Source organism: Devosia sp. FKR38, from assembly GCF_005222805.1.
Taxonomy (GTDB): domain Bacteria; phylum Pseudomonadota; class Alphaproteobacteria; order Rhizobiales; family Devosiaceae; genus Devosia.
In genome coordinates, this window is sequence record NZ_STGC01000005.1 from 2,330,714 (window position 1) to 2,351,225 (window position 20,512).

The following is a 20,512-nucleotide window of genomic DNA, read 5'->3' on the forward strand; positions in this document are numbered from 1 at the left end:
ATGTGGATTGATGTACGCACCTCAAACTGCGTGGCGCAAATTGCTGTCTTGCGTTAAAAATTGAAATCGCTTTGAATGCCTCTGGGAGGAGTAGACAGGAAACGCTGTTCAAGGCGGCCTGTGTGCCCTATTGGCAGGGCCAGACAGCTGTCGGCGCAGGGTGCGCCGCCGCTGCCATGCCATGCCAAGGGCCAGTTGCAGCAATGAGACTGAAGGATCTGGCCGAGCATCTCGGCCTTTCGCAGACCACCGTCAGCCGCGCGCTCAATGGCTATCCTGAGGTCAGCGAGACCACGCGCCTGCGGGTGGCCGAGACCGCTGCCAGACTAGGCTATCGGCCCAATGCCAGCGCCCTGCGCCTGGCCACCGGTCGCTCGGGCGCCATCGGCCTGGTGCTGCGCGGCGCCGGCGAACTGGGCCCGCACATGAGCGAGTTCATGGCCGGCATGAGCGCCCGCATGGGCACTGAAGAGATCGACATTCTTCTGATCACCGTCGACAATTTCCAGGAGGAAATGGCGGCCTATCGGCGCCTGGCCGCCAGCCAGAAGGTCGACGCGATCGTGCTCCACTCGCCCACACTCAAGGATCCGCGCGCCGAACTGCTGCTCGAACTCAATATCCCTTTCATCATGCACGGCCGCACCGATATCGGCCAGCCGGTCGCCTGGATGGACATCGACAACACCGGCGCCGTCGAGCGCGCCACCAGCCATCTGCTCGATCTCGGCCATCGCCGCATCGCCCTGCTCAATGGGCTCAAGGGGCGAACCTTTGCCGAGCATCGCGAACTCGGTTACCTCGCGGCCCTCTCAGGGCGCGGCGTATCGGTTGATCCCGCCCTGATGAGCAATTCGGTCTTTACCGACGAAGTGGCCTTCCGCCTCGCCCAGTCCATGCTCGAGCTGCGCCCGCGGCCCACGGCATTCCTGCCCGGCTCGATGATGACGGCGCTCGGGGTTTTCCGCGCCATTCGCCAGGCCGGCCTGGTGTTGGGCAAGGATGTCTCCATGATCGCCCATGACGACGTCTTCCCCTACCTCAACGCCGACAACATGTTTCCGTCCATGTCGACCACGCGCTCGTCCATCCGCGCGGCGGGCACCCGCATCGCCGAGCTGATCCTGGCGATCCTGGCCGGCAAGCCGCCCGAGGGTATCCACGAGCTCTGGCCGGTCGAACTGGTGCTGCGCGAAAGCTCGGGTCCGCCACCGGCCTGAGCCGCACGCGTTTTGTCTTACCCGCGTCCGCTGACTCGATCTGCAAGCGCCGCCACCAGGCTGCACAGCGCGCCGGCCACCAGCCCGACTAGCCCCAAGGCCAGAGGCAGCGGCCCTTGCACCATGCCGGCCTGTATCAGCAGGCCCACCGGCAACAGCAGCAATCCGCCCGCGATCAGCCCGGTCAATGCCGTCCGCAGAGGCCAGCCCAACCTCCGCGCGAGGCGAGCATCCACCAGGCCGCAGACCAGGGCCGGCGGCCCGCCGATGAACCAGAAGGGCGGCAAAACCACCAGCATGGGCAGGCTGGCCGGGTCGCTATAGGCGATGCCCAGATCAAGCCCTTCCCCCAACAGCAATGGCACCGCCAGCAGCAACAGCAGCCCGCCCAGCGGCACGCCGAGCAGCACGAAGATCAGCCCCCGCCACAAGAGGGTCGGCGGGCGCGCCGTCTGCTCCTCCGTCACGGGCGCCACCCTACTTGCCCACGCCCATGCCGGGCAGGCCGATGCCCAGGCAGAACGTATTCTGCCGCTTGGCGCGATAGACGCAGGCATCGCCGCCGCCCAGTTCGCCATTGAACCCGGCGCGGAAAACGCCCTCGCCGTCCGGGTTGCGCGAGGTGACATTGCCGCCTTCCGAATTCTCCGACTTGCCAATCGTCACCACGGCATTTCCGGCGGCATTATAGGCAGCCACCATGCGATCCTTGCCGATCATGCTGGCCCCAGTCGTTCCATCGGCAGCAAACACGCTGGCCAATCCCGTTCCCTCACTGTCCACCGACAGGGAAGCGGCACTACGGCTGCCGTTGCCGACATACACTATGCCACTGCCAGCAACGGCCGGATTCTCGCCCATAGCCGCAATCGCCTTGCCTCCAGCCGCGAACACCCGCAGCGCCACGCCTCGACCGTCATAGGTGCCCAGCCCCGCAGCGGGCTGATCGCCCCGCTTGACCAATAGACCCATGAGCGCGCTGCTCGCCGCCAGCTCGAATCCGCCGGCATCGGACTGTGCCACCAGGCGCACTCCTTCGCCCGCCGTATGGCTGGCCTCGAACACGGCGTTGCCACCCTGCAGCAGCGCGATGCGGGGTGTCGCGCCTCCGTCCAGGGTGACCCCGTTGTTGTCGCCATTGATATAGAACTGCGGCGTCATCCCCGCCTGCAGCAGGAAACCTGCCGTGCCGCCGCCGGGATAGGCCAACTGCGTGCTGACCTCATCGACCTTGAGCAGCGTAAAGCCATCCTTGGCCACCACCTTGAATGGCGCGGTGATCGTGCCCTTGGTGCGCTCGAGCTCGGCGACGCGCTGCTGCAGGCTGGTGGTCTGCTGTTCCATGGTGGCCAGGGCCGCGGCCAGCTCCGCCCGCATCGCCTCATTGGCCGCCGCCATGGACTGGTTGGCCTGCGCCAGATCACTCACCTGTTGCTGCAGATGCTGCACATTGATCATGGTCTTGGTGTTGTCAGCCTCCAGCGTCGTCACCCGCTGCTTGAGCTTGTCATTCTCCAACACCATGTCGAGCAGCTTGCTCTCGAGCCCACCCAGCAGCGGCGCGATCAGCGCCCCCACCGGCCCGCCCTGCGCCGCATTGAGAATGGTCTGCGCGAACGTGCCCGAGCCGGGCACGATGGAATTGGCAATATTGGCCGCCGTGCCAGCCGGGTCCTGCGTGGCATTGTTGATCTGCCCGGCCGCGTTATTGAGCTGTCCGGCAGCATTGTCCACCTGCGGCACGCCGGTCGATGGAATGGTGGGGATCACCGGCACGCCCTGCCCCAGCGCCAGGCTGGGCAGCAGCAGGCAGGTGCAAAAGCTCAGGCTCGCGATCAGGCGTTTCATGGCATGTCCTTTCCCGGCGCTCAGTCAAACTGCAGCGCGATGCTTTGGCTTTGGCCGTCGACGATTTCCAGCGGCGCGCTGGCATAGCGGTTATCGTAGGTCGGTGCCTCGACCAGATATTGGCCGGGCGGCAGCACCGTGCCCCATTGCGGCGCCGCGGGGCCTTCGATGGTCGGCGGGGTGAGCGGATTGCCCGTTGCATCGAGCGCGCTGACCTTGACCATAGCGGCCATGCCTGCGGGCAGGTCCACAAGCAGGCGACCGCCTGACAGCGCCATTGCGATGGCTTGGTCGTCGCCGGGGGGCATGGTGATCGCCTGTTCCGCGCGCACCGCGCCGCTCACCAGCGTCACCACCCAGTCGCCCGCCGGCACCACCAGCACCGGTTCGAGCTCGGGCTGGTTATTGAGAAGGGTCTGGCTGCCATCGGCCGAGCGCAGCGTCCAGACCGTGTCGCGCCAATCGGTGAAGGCAACGCCCGATAGCGACCCGGTCAGGCGCAACAGCCCTGCCGCCTGTTTGATGCGAATCGTCTGGGGCAATCCAGGCGCCACCGTAATGCGCTGCGTTGTGCTGGCGACGCCCGATTGCAGCGTCACATCCCATTGCCCGGGCGCCAGCTTGAGCACCGGCCGCGGCTCGGAATTGTCGACCAGCGCCGCGGCGCTGCCGTCGGCCACCGCCACTGGCGTGACTGTCCAGCTGGCATAGTGCCAGTCCTCGATCGGCGGGCCGTCGCCGAAACTGGCTTCCAGCATCACCTCGGCGGCGGCATTGCTGAGACTGACCTTCGCCTCGGCGCCGTCCACTACCTGTGCTGCGCCCGTCACCGTCGTGCCGTCCAGCGTCGCGGCCACGGTATAGTCCCCCGCCGGCAGCACCAGGCGCGGCTGCGCCGCTGCCGTGACGGTGATCGCTTCGCCGCCTGCAGCGGGCGTAATCGTCCAGTTCAAACCCGTCCCCTTGGTCACTGGGCCTTCGGCGCTATCCAGCACCAGTTCCAGCGCCAGCCGGCCCAGCGCCAGACTGAGTTCGGTCTCACCCACGGCCCCGGCTGTCACCTCAATGTCGGCCTTGGCAACATGCCCCTGCACCACCGCTTCGATGCCATAGCGGCCCGGCACCAACATCAAGCTGGGGTCCAGGCCCGTCGGCGTGGTGACCGCACTCTGCCCATCGAGCGGCGTCACGCTCCAGGCAATGTCACTGCCCAATTCGGCATCAGCCAGCGACAGGCCCTCGCCCGCCACCAGATGCAGCACCGCCTGCCCTGCCTCGACGGCAATGGTGATCGGCTTATCGCCCTGGTCAGCCGCCACCACGAAGGGAACCTGGACGCGGAGATTATCGCCCGCCACGTCTGCGGTGTACTGGCCCGGCAGCAGCTCCAGCGCGACGCCGCGCCCGGCGCCCTCATAGAGCGGCGCATCGGCACCATCGGCCGTGATGGTCCAGCCCAGCGGCGCCGTCACCTCGCCAGCCGATGTCATGGCCATCAGCGATACCGGCAGCGGTGTCGGCGGCGGAGGAGGCGTGGGCGCGGGTTCAGGCTCAGGTGTTGGCGCTGGCGCCACCACGGGTTCGGCTGGCGTCACCACCTCTGGCGCCGGCGGCGGCAGTTCGGCTGGTGCCGCCTGTGCCATCTGCCCTGCCGTGCTCAATGCGGTTTTTAGCCCTGCGGCGTCCTGCGCCGAGAACAGCGACCCGCCGCCCTGTTCGGCGATGCATTGCAGCGCCGCCAGTTCCGGGGCCGTCACGCCAAACCCCACCACGAAAATACTGAGCGCCGCATTGGCGTCGCGCAGGCTCTCGGCCACCGCACAGGGATCGGCCGCGCAGGTTTCCAGCCCATCGCTCACCAGGATGATCGCGCCGCCCTCGGGCAAGAGCTGTGAGGCGGCGATCAGCGAATCCGACAGCGGCGTCTTGCCCCGCGCGCGCAGGCTACCCAGATCCTGCCGCAGCCGATCAAGATCGACAGGCGCCGGCGTCTCCAATGTTTCGATGTCGTTGCAGTCGCCAACGCGGCGATGGCCATAGGCCACCAGGCCCAGATCGCCCCCGGCGGCCCAGGTGGCGGCCTGCTCGACGATCACCCGGCGGGCAATGTCGAGCCGCGTCTCGCCATCCATCTCGGCGGCCATCGACCCCGAGGAATCAATGATCAACGCCAAAGGCCGCGGCGCGGCAATAGCCGGCTGCAGCAGCAGGACCCACATCAGCGCCACGAGCGCCGCTGTCAGTGCCCGGAGCGCGCCCATTATGGTTTTGGCGCCTCAACGCCTTCGTAGGTGATCTCGATATGGCCGTTCGGATTGGTCCCCCTATAGGGCAGGCCATCATCGCTGCTGATCCACAATTGCTGGGTGATCGGCTCTGGGATCAGCCCGCCATCGGCCGGCAACACATATTCATAGACCTTCATGCTCCGGCCATCGATGGCGTCATCGGGCAGCGCCTTGCAGTCTTTGACGCGCAGCACGTCGAACAGCCCGGCAAACATTTGCGCGCGCCCGCCCTCGCCCAAGGGCATCTCGCTGATCTCCCCATCCAGCTTCATATAGAGCGTGTCCCCGATCGCCGTGGCCTCGAACGACATGCCGCTCTGCTCGATCTGTTCGCGGAACGCCGGCACATCGCCCATCTTGGTGAAGGCGGCCGCGATGGCAGCGCAATCCTCGGGCGCCGCAAGGGCCGGCGCGGCGCTGCTGCCCGCCACCATCATGGCGCCAAGGCACAAGGTCGGGAACAGTCTCATAACAGGGCCTCCATGCGGTTCGCGGGCGGAGCATCGGCGGCCCGCCCGATCAGTGCAATTGCCCTAAAAGGGTGTATTCAGGCCTGCGGCCGCAGTTCCTGCGGATGATCGCGCAGATAGGCGATCAGATGCCGTCGCTTCTCCTGCCCGCGCACCCCACCGGCCGGCAGATCAGCCCCCTCGCCCAGCACCAGCGGCACCCGCCGCACCGCGCGCTCATAGACACTGCGCCAGGTCTGCTTGACCGTATTGAGCGAGATCTGCAGTTCCCCCGCGATCTCGCCATCGCTCAGCCCGTCGACGGCCAGTTCCAGCAGCCGCCGCTCTGCCTTGGCAAAATGCACCTGTGGTGGACTATAGGCGAACAGTGCAGAGGTCACCGAGTGCGGGAATATTGGCGCCTGCGCGCTCGGCTCGGCCACCAGCAGCTTGCGCCCGACGGCGCCAAAATGATGCGCCACGGTCATGCCCGACGTCACCAGCACATCGGCAATCGGGTCGGGATCCTCCCGCAACATCCGCCGCAGCTTGTAGCCGCGATGCGCATAGACAAAATGGTCGATGGCCCGCCCCAAGAGGGGTCGCAGATTGGGATGGTCCTGCCCGCCATAGCGATGGGTGAAGCCCAGCACGAACAAGGTCAGCCCGTCGCCCGCGTTTTCCCGCGCGATGGCGGCCGGATCGAGCAGCACATCGCGTTCGCCGGCCATGATGCGCGCCATCAGCTGCGCGGCGAAGAACGGCGACGGATTGTCCAGCAGGGCCTGTGCCGTAGTGTTAGAGATAAAGGCCGATGCGCCCGTTGCCGACACCTGCCAGCCCGTCTCCGGGGGCGGCAGCGTCTCCTCAACACAGCCGCCGCGCAGACACTCTTCGCCAATCAGCGCCGACAGTGTGGGGCCCAACCCGGCCCCCAATGCCGCCAGCGCCGGATCCCAGCGCGATAGACCCTCGGCCAGAGTCGGCCCATCGCCGCGCCGAGCCAGTCGCGCACGAAACAGGGTCTGAGCCAGGGCCATCAGCGATCCCCACCAGGAGCGCGATCCACCATCGCGGCAAGGAGCATGCGATCTCCGAAAACGACAGGCCGGCCAGCACAAGCGCCAGCGCCCGAGCCGCCGCTGACTGGCGATTTGTCGCCCGGCTGCGGACAGAAGTCCAGATCGTTCCGACGCTTACCGGGGTTACGATATGCGCAGCAGGTGGTTGTCGAACTGGAAGTCGAACTGCCGGGCCTCTCGTTCCGCCCCGGCCAGGCCCACCAGCGCACCCAAACCGCTGCTGGCAACAAAGCCAGACCCATCCGGCGCCAGGCCACAGCCACTGCGCAGGCTGTCCACCAGCACCGGGCGTCGCCCCTCGGCATCGATGGCCACCAGCAGATTGCCCTCGGGCGAGGACACGGCAATGGTCGCGCCATCGCGCGATGCCGCTACTGAACCGACATAATTGCGCAAGCCCGCCAGCGTCTCGGCTGGCAGCTCCAGCAGGGTGATCTCGCCCTCCATGCTGGCATGGCCGACCAGTTGCGGACTGTCGCTCGGCGCGCCCTTGTACTGGCAGCCAAACCACACCCGGCCGCGGGCATCGATCGCCATGTGCCGGATCGACAGCTGGTGCAGCCCGGCGTCGAGCCGCAATTGTCCTACCAGTGTACCATCGCGCCGGTCGATGAAGACCACCGAGGGGTCCATCGTGTCCAGATTGAGCTCGGCCCGGCCAAAGTCGGGATGGGTCTCGATACCGCCATTGGCCACCACGAGGGTAACACCGTCCGGCATCAGCAGCATCTCGTGTGGGCCAGTGCCATAGGTGGGAAACTCGCCCATGCGGCGATAGCCGTCGGTGGCGTCATAGATCCCCACCACGCCCTGCGCCGCCTCGAAATCGCTCTCGGTGGCATAGAGCAGTTTCCCGTCCGGCGAGAATACGCCATGGCCATAGAAGTGCCGCCCGGCGGGGCTTGTCAGCGTCACCGGCGCGGCCTGTCCGCTGGGGTCAAACACCACCGCAAATGTACCCGGCTGGCGCGCGAACACCACGCCGCGCCCGGCCTTGGCGCTGATGGTCACGTCATGCCCACGATCCGGCAGGGCCACCTGGGCAATCACATCGCCCGCCTCGCCTAACAAGACAGCGCCGTAGCTGCCGCTGGCGGTCTGCACCGCGCTGGCAAACACCAGTTCGCTCTGCTCAAGCGCCAGCGCCTGCCGCGGCATCAGACTGGCGGCAAAGCCGGCGCCCGCAGCCTTGAGGAATGCGCGGCGCTGCCACATGCTCAGTCGCCGTCCAGCGCCGAAAAGCCCACGCTCAGCCCAAGCGCCGCCGAGAGCTGCTCGCCCACCATGGCCTGCAGTGACCCCGTCACCAGGGCCAGATAGCCCAGCGCCGCCGCCTGCTTGGGCTCGGCCACCGCCTGCTCCACTGGCAGCGTCACCAGATCGATGGCCCGCAGCGCATTGCGGAACTCGAAATCGATGGAATCGGCCAGCCCCTTGTCCTTCTCCGGCACGGCGGTCGCGATCCGGGATCCCCCGATCAGGCCCCGCATGCCGTCAATCGTGCCGCCCAGCAGGGCCATCGTCTGCCCAGACCGCCAGAAGGGTGCCTGCTTGGGCTTGGCCGGAGCCTCGGCTGTGGCGATGAAGGGGTTGAGCTGCTGGTCGCGCATCGCTTCCAGCCCATGCGCGACCAGGCCCACCAGCGCCTCGAGCGCTTCGACATCGCTGCGATAGTCGCTGTTGCTGTCCTTCGGCATCTGCAGATGGTCCGCTATGCCATCGGGCGCAAACCAGCCCGCGACGAGCTCGCCGGCAATCTCGGCAACATTGGCGGCAATGGTCATGCCATAGGCACAGCGATAGGCACCGTCCGGCCCCGTCAGCGCCTCAGAGCCGGTTCCGGACAACACATAGTCCAGCGCGCCCAGGCCCTGCACGGCCACGCTCTTGCTCTGCAGCCCGGCCAGCGCGACAGCCGCACTGTCCTGGCTGCTCAGAATGGCCTGCACCTGCTTGAGCCCGATGCCGCGCCGGTCCGGCCAGAACAGCAGCCGGTCGGCGCGATTGGCCTCCATCATCGGCCCGATGCGCAGAAAGCCTATCTGACCATAGGCCGCCACGACCAGACCAAACTGCCTCTGGGCGACCGCCTTGCCATGCGCCGACGGCGCCGCACACAGCGCCTGCATGGCACTGCTCAGCCCGCGGCTGGCCGAGTCAAACCGCAGCACATTGGGACGGATCACATCGACCACCGCCCCCTGCAACACCTCTGCCGGCTTGATGGCTTCGGCTTGGGCCACGCTGGCCCAGCACAATACGATCAGCACCAGCAGATGACGCATCAGAGCGATTCCAGAAAGGCGACCAAATCGTCGCGCGTTGCCTTGGACATATCGGCGAACGCATCGCGCGCCGCCTGCGCCTCGCCGCCGTGCCACAAAATGGCCTCCGTCAGGTTCCGCGCCCGTCCATCATGCAGGAAAAACGTGTGGCCCGATACGGTCTCGGTCAGGCCAATGCCCCAGAGCGGCTGGGTGCGCCACTCATAGCCATCCGCGCCGCCTTCCGGCCGATGGTCGGCCAGCCCCTCGCCCATGTCATGCAGCAGGAAATCGCCATATGGCCAGATCAGCTGGAACGCCAGCGCCGGATTTTCGGCATCACGGCTAGTCACGAACTTGGGCGTGTGGCAGCTGGCGCAGCCAGCCGCATAGAAGGCCTGCTTGCCGCGCAGCACCGCCGCGTCGCCAGCATTGCGCCGCTCCGGCACGCCGAGGGTCTGGGCATAGAAGGTCACCAGATCCATCACCGGATCGGGCGCCTCGGTCTCGCCCAGCCGCACCTGCTCGCCGGTCGGCATGGCCAGGCATGCCGTCTGGTTGGGTGTGCAGTCGCCATGGGGCTTGTTCACCAGCGGCGTCGAAATGCCGATATCGCCGGCAAAGGCGTTGGCCGACTGGCTGCGGATGCTGGCCATGCCGGCCTTCCATCCGAACCGGCCCAACGCCACCTGCCCGGTCTCGGGCAGAATGGTCCAGCTTGCCCGGCCCGAAATGCCGTCACCATCGGCATCCTCTGGGTCTTCATGGGCCAGGATGTCCGCCACCGGCACCTGTTCCACCAGTCCCAGCCCGATCATCGGATTGGCCACGCGCGGGCTGAGCATCACATTTTCGGCCAGCGGACCATAGGCCAGGTCCGCGATCGAATAGGCTGGCTGGCGCAGCGTCACCACCGTCCCGTCGCCCAGCGTCACCGGCACATCGGTATAGTCGATGACCATGCGGCCTTCGCCCTTGAGCCCGGGCACGCCCAGCTCCTGCAATTGCCCGCCATAGGTGGGATCACCCACCACGCCCGCCACCACATCGCCCTGCCGCGGCCGCGGATCGTCCGCCCCCGGCGGCACCGACAGCCGCAGGAACATCGAGGCGCTTTCGCTCTCGCCCGGCAGGGGCGGGTGTCCACGCCCGTCCTTGATGTGACAGCTCTGGCAGCTGCGCGCGTTGAACAGCGGCCCCAGCCCATCGGACGCCTGCGTCGAACTGGGCGCACTGACCCAGATCTTGCGGAACAGCCCGTCGCCCAGGTTGAACTGCTCCTGCTGCGCAAAGCTGAGGTTGGAGAGGAAGTGGCTGAACGAGCTGAGGTTGACCGGGAACGTCGTCGTGCCCTTGCCGGCCGACTTGTTCTCGGACGCCTCGGGCTTGCTGAAATCCGTCGTCGGCGCCGTGACCGCCTCTACCCGCGCCAGATCCTTGGGCGTCAGATCGCTGCGCACGGGGCGATCCTCAGCAAAGGCCAGGCCACCGGCCAGAACGACGGTAAGGGCAAGGGTGAGGCGGGTTTTCATGGCTCTGCTTTATCGGCTCGTGCGCGACAGTTCCACCAGGCGGCCTGTCCTGCCCGCGCCGAGCAGGACAGGCCGCTTCACGTCTATTGGAAGACGGCGTCCGGATTGCTCAGGCTGTCGCTGTCCTCGATGGTCACCGCGTCGCCCAGGTTGAGCAGCGCCACGGCGCGTTCGATGCCACGCGTCTGCGCGATCAGCCCATCGATCGCAGCCTGCACCACTGCATTGCCGGCATCATTGCCTTCGCCGATCTGCTGGTCATAGGCTTCGCCGCCCTCGGCCCTCGCGACGATGGCCTGCATCTTGACCACCGTATCGGCCAGTTGCGCCTGGATTTCGCTGTCCAGCGCCGCATCCTTGTCAGCGATCACCTGCGCCAGGGACGGTCCCTCGACCACCGATCCGTCCAGCCGCACATAGCGGCCAAGATAGACGTTCTGGATGCCCACAGCGTCATAGAGGTGCGAGATGTGGGTATTGTCCGAGAAGCAGTCGTGTTCTTCCTCGGGATCATGCAGCAGCAGGCCCAGCTTCATGCGCTGGCCAGCCACTTCGCCGAAGCTGAGCGAGCCCATGCCCGTCAGAATGGCCGACAGGCCCAGTTCGGGCAGCGCCGCCCGAGCCGCACCCTCGGCCGTCCAATTGCCCACCATCTCCTCCAGATCGGAAACCAGCAGCGTTGACGCGGCCTTGAGATAGGCTGCGCGCCGATCAGCATGCTCAGCCGTGGAATAGTCGGTATAGGACCGGGTTCCGGCGCCTGGTCCCGTTCCGTTCAGATCCTGCCCCCACAGCAGGAACTCGATGGCATGATAGCCCGTAGCAACATTGGCCTCCACGCCGTCGGCTTCCTGCAGGTTGTCCTGCAGCAGCGCCGGCGTGATCTGGCTGGCATCCACTTCAGCCCCGCCGATCGTCAGCTTGGGATTGGCGATCACATTGGCCACATAGAGCGGATTGCTGTCGCTTTCGCTGCCATAGCTGGGGTCGACATAGTCGATCAGCCCTTCGTCCAGCGGCCAGGCATTCACGCGTCCTTCCCAATCGTCAACAATGGCATTGCCGAAGCGATAGGCCTCTGTCTGCTGATAGGGAATGCGCGCGGCCTTCCAGGCTGCCCTGGCCGCTTCGAGCGTCGCCTCGCTGGGCGTCGCGATCAATGCATCGATGGCAACATCGAGCGCCTTTGCTCTCGCCAGCGAATCCTCATAGCCAGCCAGTGCGATGTCGGCATAGGTGCTCAGCACATCGGCCTCTGCCGGTGCCGCCGCGTGGGCTGCCACCGGCGCAACTGACAGACACAGTAACAGGGCAAGGCGGCGCAGGCTGCGCGAACCGGGCATCGTCATGGCGACCTCCAATCGGGTAATTTCGAAAGCGGACTACGCCTGTCATGATAAAAAAGCAATGGAAATGCAGTAGTTTAGAAGAAGTCTAAACTGGCAGACTTGCCCGTTGCACCGGCATTTTCGGTAGCCAGCAACACGCCATCACCAGCGGCGCACGATGCCTTTCGTAAATTTTTGACCATCTGGACGAAACTGTCACAATAGGCCACCTTCACAATTGCGACTGAGGGGACGCATGCATGACGGGGGCTGACGGGCAGCGCAGGTGAAACCAATGACTCTGCGGCTATCCGCTGGGATGGCGGTGCGGCGTCGGATGTGTCATCGCATTGTCACACAGGCTCTCTAAGTCCCAGCTTAGTTCGCCGCCACGCCCCACGACGGTCGCTGGCGAACGACTTTCAGGGAGACTGAACATGTCCATCAAGACGTCTTTCGGCGCATCCGTTTCGATGCTTGCCGTTCTCGCCGTGTCTGCGCCCGCCTTCGCCCAGACCGATCTGACCGCGCTCTATGAGGCTGCCAAGGCCGAAGGCCAGCTCACCACCATCGCCCTGCCCCATTCCTGGTGCGGCTATGGCGCCGTGATCGAAGGCTTCAAGGCCAAGTATCCCGGCATCGCCGTCAACGAACTGAACCCCGACGCCGGCTCGGCCGACGAAATCGAAGCCATCAAGGCCAACAAGGGCAACACCGGCCCGCAGGCTCCCGACGTGATCGACGTTGGTCTGTCCTTCGGCCCTTCGGCCAAGGCTGAAGCCCTGATCCAGCCCTACAAGGTCTCTACCTGGGACTCCATCCCGGCCGATGCCAAGGACGAAGAAGGCTATTGGTACGGCGACTACTACGGCGTGATGTCGTTCCTCGTGAACAAGGATCTGGTTGAAACCGCCCCTGCCGACTGGGCCGATCTGGTCAAGCCGGAATACGCCGCCTCGGTGGCTCTCGCTGGTGACCCGCGCGCTTCCAACCAGGCCATCCAGGGCGTGTTCGCCGCTGGCCTTGGCGCCAACGGCGGCGACATCGATGCCGCTGGCCAGGCTGGCCTTGAAGCCTTCGCCGCCATCAACAAGGCCGGCAACTTCGTTCCTGTCATTGGCAAGGCTGCCTCGGTTGCCCAGGGCACCACGCCTATCCTGATCGCCTGGGACTACAACCTGCTCGCCTTCCGTGACGGCTTCCAGGGCAATCCTGAAGTTGAGATCGTCGTTCCGGCCACCGGCGTTGTCGCCGGCGTCTATGTCCAGGCCATCTCCGCCTATGCGCCCCATCCCAACGCGGCCAAGCTCTGGATGGAATACCTGTATTCCGACGAAGGTCAGCTCGGCTGGCTCAAGGGCTATTGCCACCCGATCCGCTTCAACGACATGGCTGCCCGTGGTGTGATCCCGCAGGATCTGCTTGATGCCCTGCCGCCTGCCGAAGCCTATGCCAAGGCTGTGTTCCCCACGATCGACCAGCAGAACGCTGCCAAGGCCATCATCACTGGTCAGTGGGATGCCGTTGTGGGCGCCAACGTCGAATAAGCCAACCGATCCTGGTCCGGCGCCGCACGCGCCGGACCAAATGGTTTGAGAGCCCGGCATTGGCCGGACTCTTGATCAGCCAGGGCGCGGGATGGCCCGGCCGCAGCATGCAAATGCGGCACCCATCCCCGCCCGGCATCATCTTCTCAGTTGCCCCATGGCAACGCATCGTGCCGCCCACGAGTCCGGAACCGTGATGATGATCCAAGCGCCTGCCTCGCCAGCACCACCCCGCCGCCTCTCGTTTGAGTGGCTTGGCGTTGCGCCCTTCATCATCTTCGCGCTGATGTTCCTGGCGTTCCCGACGCTCTATCTCCTGGCTGGCGCCTTTATCGGCCGCGACGGCCAGTTCACCTTCGACAACATCGCAGCGCTGTTCACCGATCAGATCATCGCCGCCTACTGGATTTCCATCCGCATCTCGGGCGCCTCGGCCATCCTGGGAGCTGCGATTGGCCTGGCCATGGCGCTGGCCATCATCCGCGGCCGCCTGCCCGCGCCGCTGCGCGCGGCGGTCATGACTTTTTCCGGCGTCGCCTCCAATTTTGCCGGCGTGCCGCTGGCCTTCGCCTTCATCGCCACGCTCGGGCGCCTGGGCCTTGTCACCATCATCCTCAAGACGGTCTTCGGTCTTGACATCTATCGCTCTGGCTTCAACCTCCTCAGCTTCTGGGGCCTGACGCTTACCTACCTCTATTTCCAGATCCCGCTGATGGTGCTCATCATTGCCCCGGCCATCGACGGGCTCAAGAAGGAGTGGAGCGAGGCCGCCCAGATCCTGGGCGCCACGCCATGGCAGTTCTGGCGCTATATCGGCCTGCCCATTCTATGGCCCAGCGTGTTGGGTACGCTGAGCCTGCTGTTCGCCAATGCCTTTGGCGCCATCGCCACCGCCTATGGCCTCACCGGCTCCTCGCTCAACATCGTGCCCATCCTGCTCTATGCGCAGATCCGTGGCGATGCCCTGCAGAATCCCGGCCTGGGCGCCGCCCTGGCGCTGGGCATGGTGCTGATCACCGCCTGCGCCAACATCATCTATCTCGTCATTTCCGCCCGGTCCGAAAGGTGGATGAAATGAAGCAGAACCGCTTCTGGGCCTGGGTCGTCTTCCTGGCCGGCGCCGCCTATTTCGTCGTGCCGCTGGCGGCGACCTTTGAGTTCTCCCTGCGCATGCGCCGCGACTACTACAGCTTTGACAGCTATGCCTCGGTCTTTTCCGATCCGGCCTTTCAGGCCACCTTCAGCTATTCTGTAGTCATTGGCCTGTTCGCCATCGTCATGGGCATTGTGGTGGTCGTCCCTGCGGTCTATTTCGTGCGCCTGCGCATGCCCTGGCTGCGGCCCTTCATGGAATTCGTCACGCTGCTGCCGCTGATCATCCCGGCCATCATCTTGGTCTATGGCTATATCCGGCTCTACAATTCGAGCTCGATCATTCCCTTCACCGGCAGCGCCCTGGGCACCGATATCCTGCTGGTCTTTGCCTATGTGACGCTGGCCCTGCCCTATACCTATCGTGCCGTCGACACCGGCATGCGCACCATCGACGTGCAGACCCTCACCGAGGCCGCCCAGATCGCCGGCGCCAATACCGTCCAGATCATCACCTCGATCATCCTGCCCAATATTCTGGTGGCGGTGCTCTCGGGCGCCTTTTTGACCTTCGCCATCGTCATCGGCGAGTTCACCATCGCCAGCCTGCTCAACCGACCGGCCTTCGGCCCCTATCTGCAAAACATCGGCGCCAACCGCGCCTATGAGCCGGCGGCCCTGGCCATCATCTCCTTCATCATCACCTGGGGCGCCATGGGCATGATCAATGTGCTCGGCCGCTTCGCCCCCCGCACCTCCGCCCGGACCGATTGACCATGGCTTTCCTCGACGTCAGCAAACTCACCAAGTCCTATGGCAGCAATACTGTGGTCAAGGGCGTCAGCTTCGGCTTTGACAAGGGCGAGTTCATCTCCCTGCTCGGCCCCTCGGGCTGCGGCAAGACCACCATCCTGCGCATGATCGCCGGCTTCGAGACGCCGTCCTCGGGCACCGTCATGGTCGATGGGCAGGACATCACCAGCCTCAAGCCCAACCAGCGCCAGCTCGGCATGGTGTTCCAGGCCTATGCGCTGTTCCCCAATCTCAATGTGGGCGACAATATCGGCTTTGGCCTCAAAATTGCCGGCGTGCCCGCTGAGGAGCGTCGCGCCCGTGTCGTTGATATGCTCAAGCTGATCGGCCTGCCCGGCTTCGAAACGCGCTACCCCTATGAGATGAGCGGCGGCCAGCAGCAGCGCGTGGCGCTTGCCCGCGCCATTGCCCCGCGCCCGCGCATGTTGCTGCTCGACGAGCCGCTCTCCGCGCTGGACGCCAAGATCCGCGTCTCGCTGCGCGAGGAAATCCGCGCCATTCAGCGCGAGCTGGGCATCACCACCGTTTTCGTCACCCATGATCAGGAAGAGGCCCTGTCCATTTCCGACCGTATCGTGGTGATGAACGCCGGCAATATCGAGCAGCTGGGCGCTCCGCACGACATCTACAATACCCCCAAGACCCGCTTCGTCGCCACGTTCGTCGGCCAGCTCAACAATCTCGACGTCACCGTCGCCGACCCGGTGGCGCGCACCGTCTCGCTCGATGGTCAGATCATCACGGTCCCCAACCTTCCTGCCGGCATCAGCGCCAATGCAGCCATGGTGCTCACCGTGCGCCCCGAAGTGCTATCCGTCGGTCAGCGGCCGGGCAATGACGTCACCCTCAACGGCACTGTTGAGGACGTCACATTCCTCGGCTCCGTCATCCGCATCCGGGTGAAGCTGGGCCACAATGTCGTCAGCCTTGATACCTTTAACGACCAGCGCGCTGCCCCGCCGCAGCGCGGCGAAGTCATTACTGTCACCCTGGCGGGCAAGGACCTGCTGGTTCTGGCCAACTAGGGTTTGACCTCCCCGTCATCCAGCGTCATCTTCGGCCCCGAACCCGAGGACTCTTGCCGTGGATAATCCCTTCGTCACGACCGACTGGTTGGCAGCCCATCTTGGTGACCCCGAGCTGGTCGTGCTCGACGGCAGCTGGCACATGCCCAACGCCGCACGCAACGCCCAGGCCGATTATCTGGCCGGCCATATCCCGGGCGCCGTGTTCTTTGACATCGACGGCGTCGCCGATACCGACAGCAACCTGCCCCACATGCTGCCCGCCCCCGCCGACTTCGCCCATATGGTCGGGGCCCTGGGCATATCGGAAACCATGACCATCGTTGTCTATGACGAGATTGGCCTATTCTCCGCCCCGCGCGTCTGGTGGACCTTCCAGACCATGGGCGCCCGCGACGTGCGCATCCTGGCTGGTGGTGGCCCCAAGTGGCGCGCCGAGAAACGCCCCACCGAAGCCGGCCTCGTGTCCCGGCCCAAGCAGATCTTCGAGGCGCATTTCAACCCGGCTCGCGTCACCGACTTCGCCGCCGTGCGCAGCGCAAGCCAGCAGGGCAGTATCCAGATTGCCGACGCCCGACCCGCGCCGCGTTTCCACGCCGAAGTGCCCGAGCCGCGTCCGGGTCTCAAGTCCGGCCATATTCCGGGCAGCCACAATCTGCCGGTGAGCCTGCTCACCGACGCCGGCCAGATGCGCCCGCCCGAACAGCTTGCCGCCCTATTTGCTGAACGCGGCATTGATCTGAGCAAGCCCCTCATCACCACCTGCGGATCTGGCATCACCGCCTCCACCCTTGCCCTTGCCGCCCAATTGGCTGGCGCCGACCAGGTTGCGGTCTACGATGGCTCCTGGGCCGAATGGGGCAGCCGACCCGACGCCGACATTGAGACCTGATCAGGGCTCGTACCGGTGCCCCTGATCGAAATCTGTCCGCCGGATCCAACCTGGCCCGTCCAGTTCCAGGCGCTCAAGGCCAGCCTAATGCCGGCCCTGCCCGCCGGTGCGGTGATCCACCACATCGGCTCAACCGCCGTGCTCGACCTGCCCGCCAAGGACGTCATCGATATTCAGGTCACGCTCGATGACCTGGCGGCGGCCGATATCGCCGCGATCACGGCGGCCGGCTTTGCCACCCGCCCCGGCGCCCCCCGCACTGATCACTGCCCGCCCGGCCTTGATCTGCCGCCCGAACACCTGGCCAAGCTCTTCTTCAAGAGCACGGGCCGTGCGGCCAATCTGCATATCCGCCAGACGGGCCGTTTCAACCAGCGCTATCCCCTGCTCTGCCGCGACTATCTGCGCAGCCATCCCGGCGCAGCCCAGGCCTATGCCGTCATCAAGCAGCAGCTCTCCCGACGCTTCCCCGATGACGTCGATGCTTACTACGACATCAAGGATCCGGTGTTCGACATCATCATGGCCGGCGCCAACGACTGGGCCTCTTTCGCCGGCTGGACCCCACCGCCCGGCGACTGACCCGCCGCTCGCAAGTCTTCATCCAGACAATCTCAGTGAACGCCAGATTAACTCCGGCCGGGTATTTTTCCTTTGCTCGCAACGTCTGTGTAACGCGCCCGCACGGCGGCAGCACAACGCAAGGTGGAAAAAAGTGGTCTTTTCGAATATGAGTATCCGGCTGAAGCTGGTCGCCGCAGCGGGCTTGCTATCGGCGGTGTCCATGTGTGCCATCGTCTTTGGCGGAACCGCATTGATGTATGGAATGGCCAGCAAGCAGGCCAGGGAACAGGCCAAGGCCATGCTCGGTCAGTATTCCGAACTCACAGCCGGACAGATCAGCAGTGTGGTCGCAACAGTCGAGGCCACCAAGGCAGCCCTCGAAGGTGCAATTGCCGGCCCCAATCCCGACCGCGACCAGCTCGGAGCCATCATGACCGCCGCCACCAGCGCCAGGTCGTCCCTGGTCGGCATGACCCTGGCCTTCGACAGCAATGCCCTTGATGGGCGCGACGCCGACTTTATCGGCCACAAATATTCCGATGCCAACGGACGCTTTGTCCCCTATTTCACCAACCAGAACGGCGCCGTTGTCGTCGAGCAGCTCGACATGTCGCCCGAAGCCGGCACCGAAAGCTGGTACGATATCCCGATGCGGGAGGACCGCACCCTGATCACCCCGCCCTATTCCTATGTGGTTGCAGGCGTCGATGTGCTGATGACTACCATCAGCGGTGTGGTGCATCGCGGTGGCAAGCCGGCTGGCATCGTCACGGGCGATATCAGCCTCAGTTCGCTCGCCGACATGGTCTCGCAGTTGCGCCCCTTCGGCGACGGCAAGGTCATGCTGGTCAGCAATGACAACAAATGGGTCGCCAATGCCGATCCAGCCCTGCTCGGCCAGCCGCTGGCAGCCGACGCGGCTGCCTGGCTGGACACCACGATCAAAGCCGGCGATGGCCAGTTCTTCCGCGATGAAGCCGGTGTCGAGCAGTTCGGCATGGTTGTGCCCTTGGCCTTTGCCGGCGTCTCCGAAACCTGGTCCATGGTTATGCAGGTGCCTGCCTCCACCATCTATGCCGCCGTCAACGCCACCCGCAACACGGCGCTTGTGGCCTCTGCTGGGCTGCTGGCCGCCGTGCTGCTGCTGGTCTGGTTCGGCGCCGGTGTCATTGCCAGCCCGATCCGCAAGATGACCGAGATCATGGGCCGCCTGGCCAAGGGCGAATATGATCTCACTGTACCCAATAGCCAGGGTCGCGACGAGATTGGCGCCATGGCCCGCGCTGTGGAGATTTTCCGCCGCAATGGCCTGCAGGTCTCGCAGATGACCCAGGCTGAGGCGGCGCGGATCATCACCGATGCCCAGGCCCGCCAGCAGATGATGACTGAGCTGCAGGGGGCCTTTGGCGCGGTGGTCGATGCGGCCATTGCCGGCGATTTCGCCAAGCGCGTTGACGCCAGCTTTCCCGATACCGAGCTCAATACGCTGGCCGAGAGCGTCAACAACCTTGTCGCCACGGTCGAAAAAGGCGTCTCCGAAACCGGCCGCGTGCTGACAGCCCTCGCCCACACCGATCTGACCCAGCGCATGGAAGGCCAGTATCAGGGGGCCTTCGCCGCCCTGCAGGCCGACACCAATGCCGTGGCTGACACGCTGTCTGACGTTGTTGGCCGCATCAAATCGACCTCCCGCGCACTCAAGTCCGCGACCGGCGAAATCCTGGCCGGCGCCAACGATCTGAGCGAGCGCACCACCAAGCAGGCGGCCACCATCGAGGAAACCTCAGCCGCCATGGAGCAGCTTGCCTCCACCGTGCTGCAGAATGCCGAGCGCGCCCGCGAAGCCTCAACCAATGCCAGCAAGGTCACCCAGACGGCTGAACAGGGCGGCATGGTGATGGATCAGGCCAATCAGGCCATGGGCCAGATCACTGCGTCCTCGAGCAAGATCTCCAACATTATTGGCCTGATCGACGACATCGCCTTCCAGACCAATCTGCTGGCCCTCAACGCCTCTGTCGAGGCGGCCCGCGCCGGAGATGCTGGCAAGGGCTTTGCTGTGGTGGCCGTCGAAGTGCGGCGCCTCGCCCAGTCGGCAGCCTCTGCCTCAGCCGAGGTCAAGGTGCTCATCGAGCAGAGCGCCACCGAAGTCCAGGGTGGGTCAAAGCTGGTTGCCGAAGCCGCAGCCAAGCTCAATTCAATGCTCGATGCGGCCCGCGCCAACAATGCCCTGATGGACGGCATCGCCCGCGACAGCCGCGAGCAGGCCTCGGCCATCGAAGAGATCACGGTCGCCGTGCGCCAGATGGACGAAATGACCCAGCACAACGCGGCCCTGGTCGAACAGACCAATGCCGCCATCGAGCAGACCGAGGCCCAGGCCAGCGAGCTCGACGTCGTGGTCGACGTGTTCACCGTTTCCGACCGCGCGACACGCACAACCACCGCGCCTGCCCGCAACGCCGCGCCGCCCAAGGCCCGCACCGCAGCCAAGGCCTACCTCAGCTCCGGCAACGCCGCCCTCGCCACCGACTGGAACGAGTTCTGACCCCGTCGCGACGGCGAACT

General features: G+C 65.3%; 17 protein-coding genes. 8 read left to right on the top strand and 9 right to left on the bottom strand.

Annotation, left to right across the window (positions count from 1 at the left end; genetic code table 11):
* The first annotated feature begins 203 nt into the window (after nucleotides 1-203).
* Nucleotides 204-1,220 carry a substrate-binding domain-containing protein gene (locus tag E8M79_RS16300; RefSeq protein WP_137152902.1) on the top strand — a complete coding sequence of 339 codons (1,017 nt, stop codon included), beginning with the start codon at nucleotides 204-206 and terminating at the stop codon, nucleotides 1,218-1,220.
* A gap of 17 nt (nucleotides 1,221-1,237) precedes the next feature.
* Here the strand turns inward: E8M79_RS16300 and E8M79_RS16305 are convergent, their stop codons facing one another.
* The 9 genes from E8M79_RS16305 to E8M79_RS16345 form a co-directional block, all read right to left on the bottom strand.
* The gene (locus tag E8M79_RS16305; RefSeq protein WP_137152903.1) at nucleotides 1,238-1,687 is read right to left on the bottom strand and encodes a hypothetical protein; all 450 of its coding nucleotides are present in this window, start codon (nucleotides 1,685-1,687) and stop codon (nucleotides 1,238-1,240) included.
* A 10-nt stretch (nucleotides 1,688-1,697) separates the two neighbouring features.
* Nucleotides 1,698-3,068: a hypothetical protein gene (locus tag E8M79_RS16310; protein WP_137152904.1), complete on the bottom strand. Its 1,371-nt coding sequence runs from the start codon at nucleotides 3,066-3,068 to the stop codon at nucleotides 1,698-1,700.
* 20 nt (nucleotides 3,069-3,088) lie between these two features.
* Complete coding sequence (locus E8M79_RS16315) at nucleotides 3,089-5,329, bottom strand: VWA domain-containing protein (protein ID WP_137152905.1); 2,241 nt, start codon at nucleotides 5,327-5,329, stop codon at nucleotides 3,089-3,091.
* Nucleotides 5,329-5,826 (bottom strand): hypothetical protein, encoded by a 498-nt coding sequence (locus E8M79_RS16320; RefSeq protein ID WP_137152906.1) that lies wholly within the window; start codon nucleotides 5,824-5,826, stop codon nucleotides 5,329-5,331. The genes E8M79_RS16315 and E8M79_RS16320 overlap by 1 nt, the downstream gene beginning before the upstream one ends.
* Before the next feature lie 77 nt (nucleotides 5,827-5,903).
* Nucleotides 5,904-6,845, bottom strand: a complete 942-nt coding sequence (locus tag E8M79_RS16325) for a hypothetical protein (protein ID WP_137152907.1) — start codon at nucleotides 6,843-6,845, stop codon at nucleotides 5,904-5,906.
* Nucleotides 6,846-7,010: 165 nt separating this feature from the next.
* Nucleotides 7,011-8,102, bottom strand: coding sequence for a DUF1513 domain-containing protein (locus E8M79_RS16330; protein WP_137152908.1), 1,092 nt, complete (start codon nucleotides 8,100-8,102; stop codon nucleotides 7,011-7,013).
* Between the two features lie 2 nt (nucleotides 8,103-8,104).
* Nucleotides 8,105-9,172, bottom strand: a complete 1,068-nt coding sequence (locus tag E8M79_RS16335) for an imelysin family protein (protein ID WP_137152909.1) — start codon at nucleotides 9,170-9,172, stop codon at nucleotides 8,105-8,107.
* Nucleotides 9,172-10,683 (bottom strand): di-heme oxidoredictase family protein, encoded by a 1,512-nt coding sequence (locus E8M79_RS16340; protein WP_137152910.1) that lies wholly within the window; start codon nucleotides 10,681-10,683, stop codon nucleotides 9,172-9,174. Before E8M79_RS16340 ends, E8M79_RS16335 begins: the two co-directional genes overlap by 1 nt.
* An 83-nt stretch (nucleotides 10,684-10,766) precedes the next feature.
* Nucleotides 10,767-12,032 carry an imelysin family protein gene (locus tag E8M79_RS16345; RefSeq protein ID WP_248305019.1) on the bottom strand — a complete coding sequence of 422 codons (1,266 nt, stop codon included), beginning with the start codon at nucleotides 12,030-12,032 and terminating at the stop codon, nucleotides 10,767-10,769.
* A 416-nt stretch (nucleotides 12,033-12,448) separates the two neighbouring features.
* Here E8M79_RS16345 and E8M79_RS16350 point away from each other — a divergent pair, with 416 nt between their 5' ends.
* The 7 genes from E8M79_RS16350 to E8M79_RS16380 all read left to right on the top strand — a co-directional run bounded on the left by E8M79_RS16350 (nucleotide 12,449) and on the right by E8M79_RS16380 (nucleotide 20,492).
* Nucleotides 12,449-13,558: an ABC transporter substrate-binding protein gene (locus tag E8M79_RS16350; protein WP_137152911.1), complete on the top strand. Its 1,110-nt coding sequence runs from the start codon at nucleotides 12,449-12,451 to the stop codon at nucleotides 13,556-13,558.
* 199 nt (nucleotides 13,559-13,757) lie between these two features.
* Entirely contained in the window at nucleotides 13,758-14,636 is an 879-nt protein-coding gene (locus tag E8M79_RS16355; protein ID WP_248305020.1) for an ABC transporter permease subunit, read from the top strand.
* On the top strand, nucleotides 14,633-15,424 hold the full coding sequence (locus E8M79_RS16360; RefSeq protein WP_137152913.1) for an ABC transporter permease subunit: 792 nt from the start codon (nucleotides 14,633-14,635) through the stop codon (nucleotides 15,422-15,424). Before E8M79_RS16355 ends, E8M79_RS16360 begins: the two co-directional genes overlap by 4 nt.
* A 2-nt stretch (nucleotides 15,425-15,426) precedes the next feature.
* Nucleotides 15,427-16,488 (top strand): ABC transporter ATP-binding protein, encoded by a 1,062-nt coding sequence (locus tag E8M79_RS16365; protein WP_137152914.1) that lies wholly within the window; start codon nucleotides 15,427-15,429, stop codon nucleotides 16,486-16,488.
* Nucleotides 16,489-16,546: 58 nt separating this feature from the next.
* A complete protein-coding gene (gene sseA, locus E8M79_RS16370; RefSeq protein ID WP_137152915.1) occupies nucleotides 16,547-17,380 on the top strand; it encodes a 3-mercaptopyruvate sulfurtransferase in 834 nt (277 codons plus the stop codon).
* Nucleotides 17,381-17,395: 15 nt separating this feature from the next.
* Nucleotides 17,396-17,962: a GrpB family protein gene (locus E8M79_RS16375; RefSeq protein WP_137152916.1), complete on the top strand. Its 567-nt coding sequence runs from the start codon at nucleotides 17,396-17,398 to the stop codon at nucleotides 17,960-17,962.
* Nucleotides 17,963-18,110: 148 nt separating this feature from the next.
* Entirely contained in the window at nucleotides 18,111-20,492 is a 2,382-nt protein-coding gene (locus tag E8M79_RS16380) for a methyl-accepting chemotaxis protein (RefSeq protein WP_171015901.1), read from the top strand.
* Nucleotides 20,493-20,512 lie beyond the last annotated feature (20 nt).

What these genes read in the sequence shown, in the direction of transcription:
- E8M79_RS16300 (WP_137152902.1), top strand. Translation starts at nt 204, where the DNA reads ATGAGACTGAAGGATCTGGCCGAGCATCTCGGCCTTTCGCAGACCACC.
- E8M79_RS16310 (WP_137152904.1), bottom strand. Translation starts at nt 3,068, where the DNA reads ATGAAACGCCTGATCGCGAGCCTGAGCTTTTGCACCTGCCTGCTGCTG.
- E8M79_RS16315 (WP_137152905.1), bottom strand. Translation starts at nt 5,329, where the DNA reads ATGGGCGCGCTCCGGGCACTGACAGCGGCGCTCGTGGCGCTGATGTGG.
- E8M79_RS16320 (WP_137152906.1), bottom strand. Translation starts at nt 5,826, where the DNA reads ATGAGACTGTTCCCGACCTTGTGCCTTGGCGCCATGATGGTGGCGGGC.
- E8M79_RS16325 (WP_137152907.1), bottom strand. Translation starts at nt 6,845, where the DNA reads ATGGCCCTGGCTCAGACCCTGTTTCGTGCGCGACTGGCTCGGCGCGGC.
- E8M79_RS16330 (WP_137152908.1), bottom strand. Translation starts at nt 8,102, where the DNA reads ATGTGGCAGCGCCGCGCATTCCTCAAGGCTGCGGGCGCCGGCTTTGCC.
- E8M79_RS16335 (WP_137152909.1), bottom strand. Translation starts at nt 9,172, where the DNA reads ATGCGTCATCTGCTGGTGCTGATCGTATTGTGCTGGGCCAGCGTGGCC.
- E8M79_RS16340 (WP_137152910.1), bottom strand. Translation starts at nt 10,683, where the DNA reads ATGAAAACCCGCCTCACCCTTGCCCTTACCGTCGTTCTGGCCGGTGGC.
- E8M79_RS16345 (WP_248305019.1), bottom strand. Translation starts at nt 12,032, where the DNA reads ATGACGATGCCCGGTTCGCGCAGCCTGCGCCGCCTTGCCCTGTTACTG.
- E8M79_RS16350 (WP_137152911.1), top strand. Translation starts at nt 12,449, where the DNA reads ATGTCCATCAAGACGTCTTTCGGCGCATCCGTTTCGATGCTTGCCGTT.
- E8M79_RS16355 (WP_248305020.1), top strand. Translation starts at nt 13,758, where the DNA reads ATGATCCAAGCGCCTGCCTCGCCAGCACCACCCCGCCGCCTCTCGTTT.
- E8M79_RS16360 (WP_137152913.1), top strand. Translation starts at nt 14,633, where the DNA reads ATGAAGCAGAACCGCTTCTGGGCCTGGGTCGTCTTCCTGGCCGGCGCC.
- E8M79_RS16365 (WP_137152914.1), top strand. Translation starts at nt 15,427, where the DNA reads ATGGCTTTCCTCGACGTCAGCAAACTCACCAAGTCCTATGGCAGCAAT.
- E8M79_RS16380 (WP_171015901.1), top strand. Translation starts at nt 18,111, where the DNA reads ATGAGTATCCGGCTGAAGCTGGTCGCCGCAGCGGGCTTGCTATCGGCG.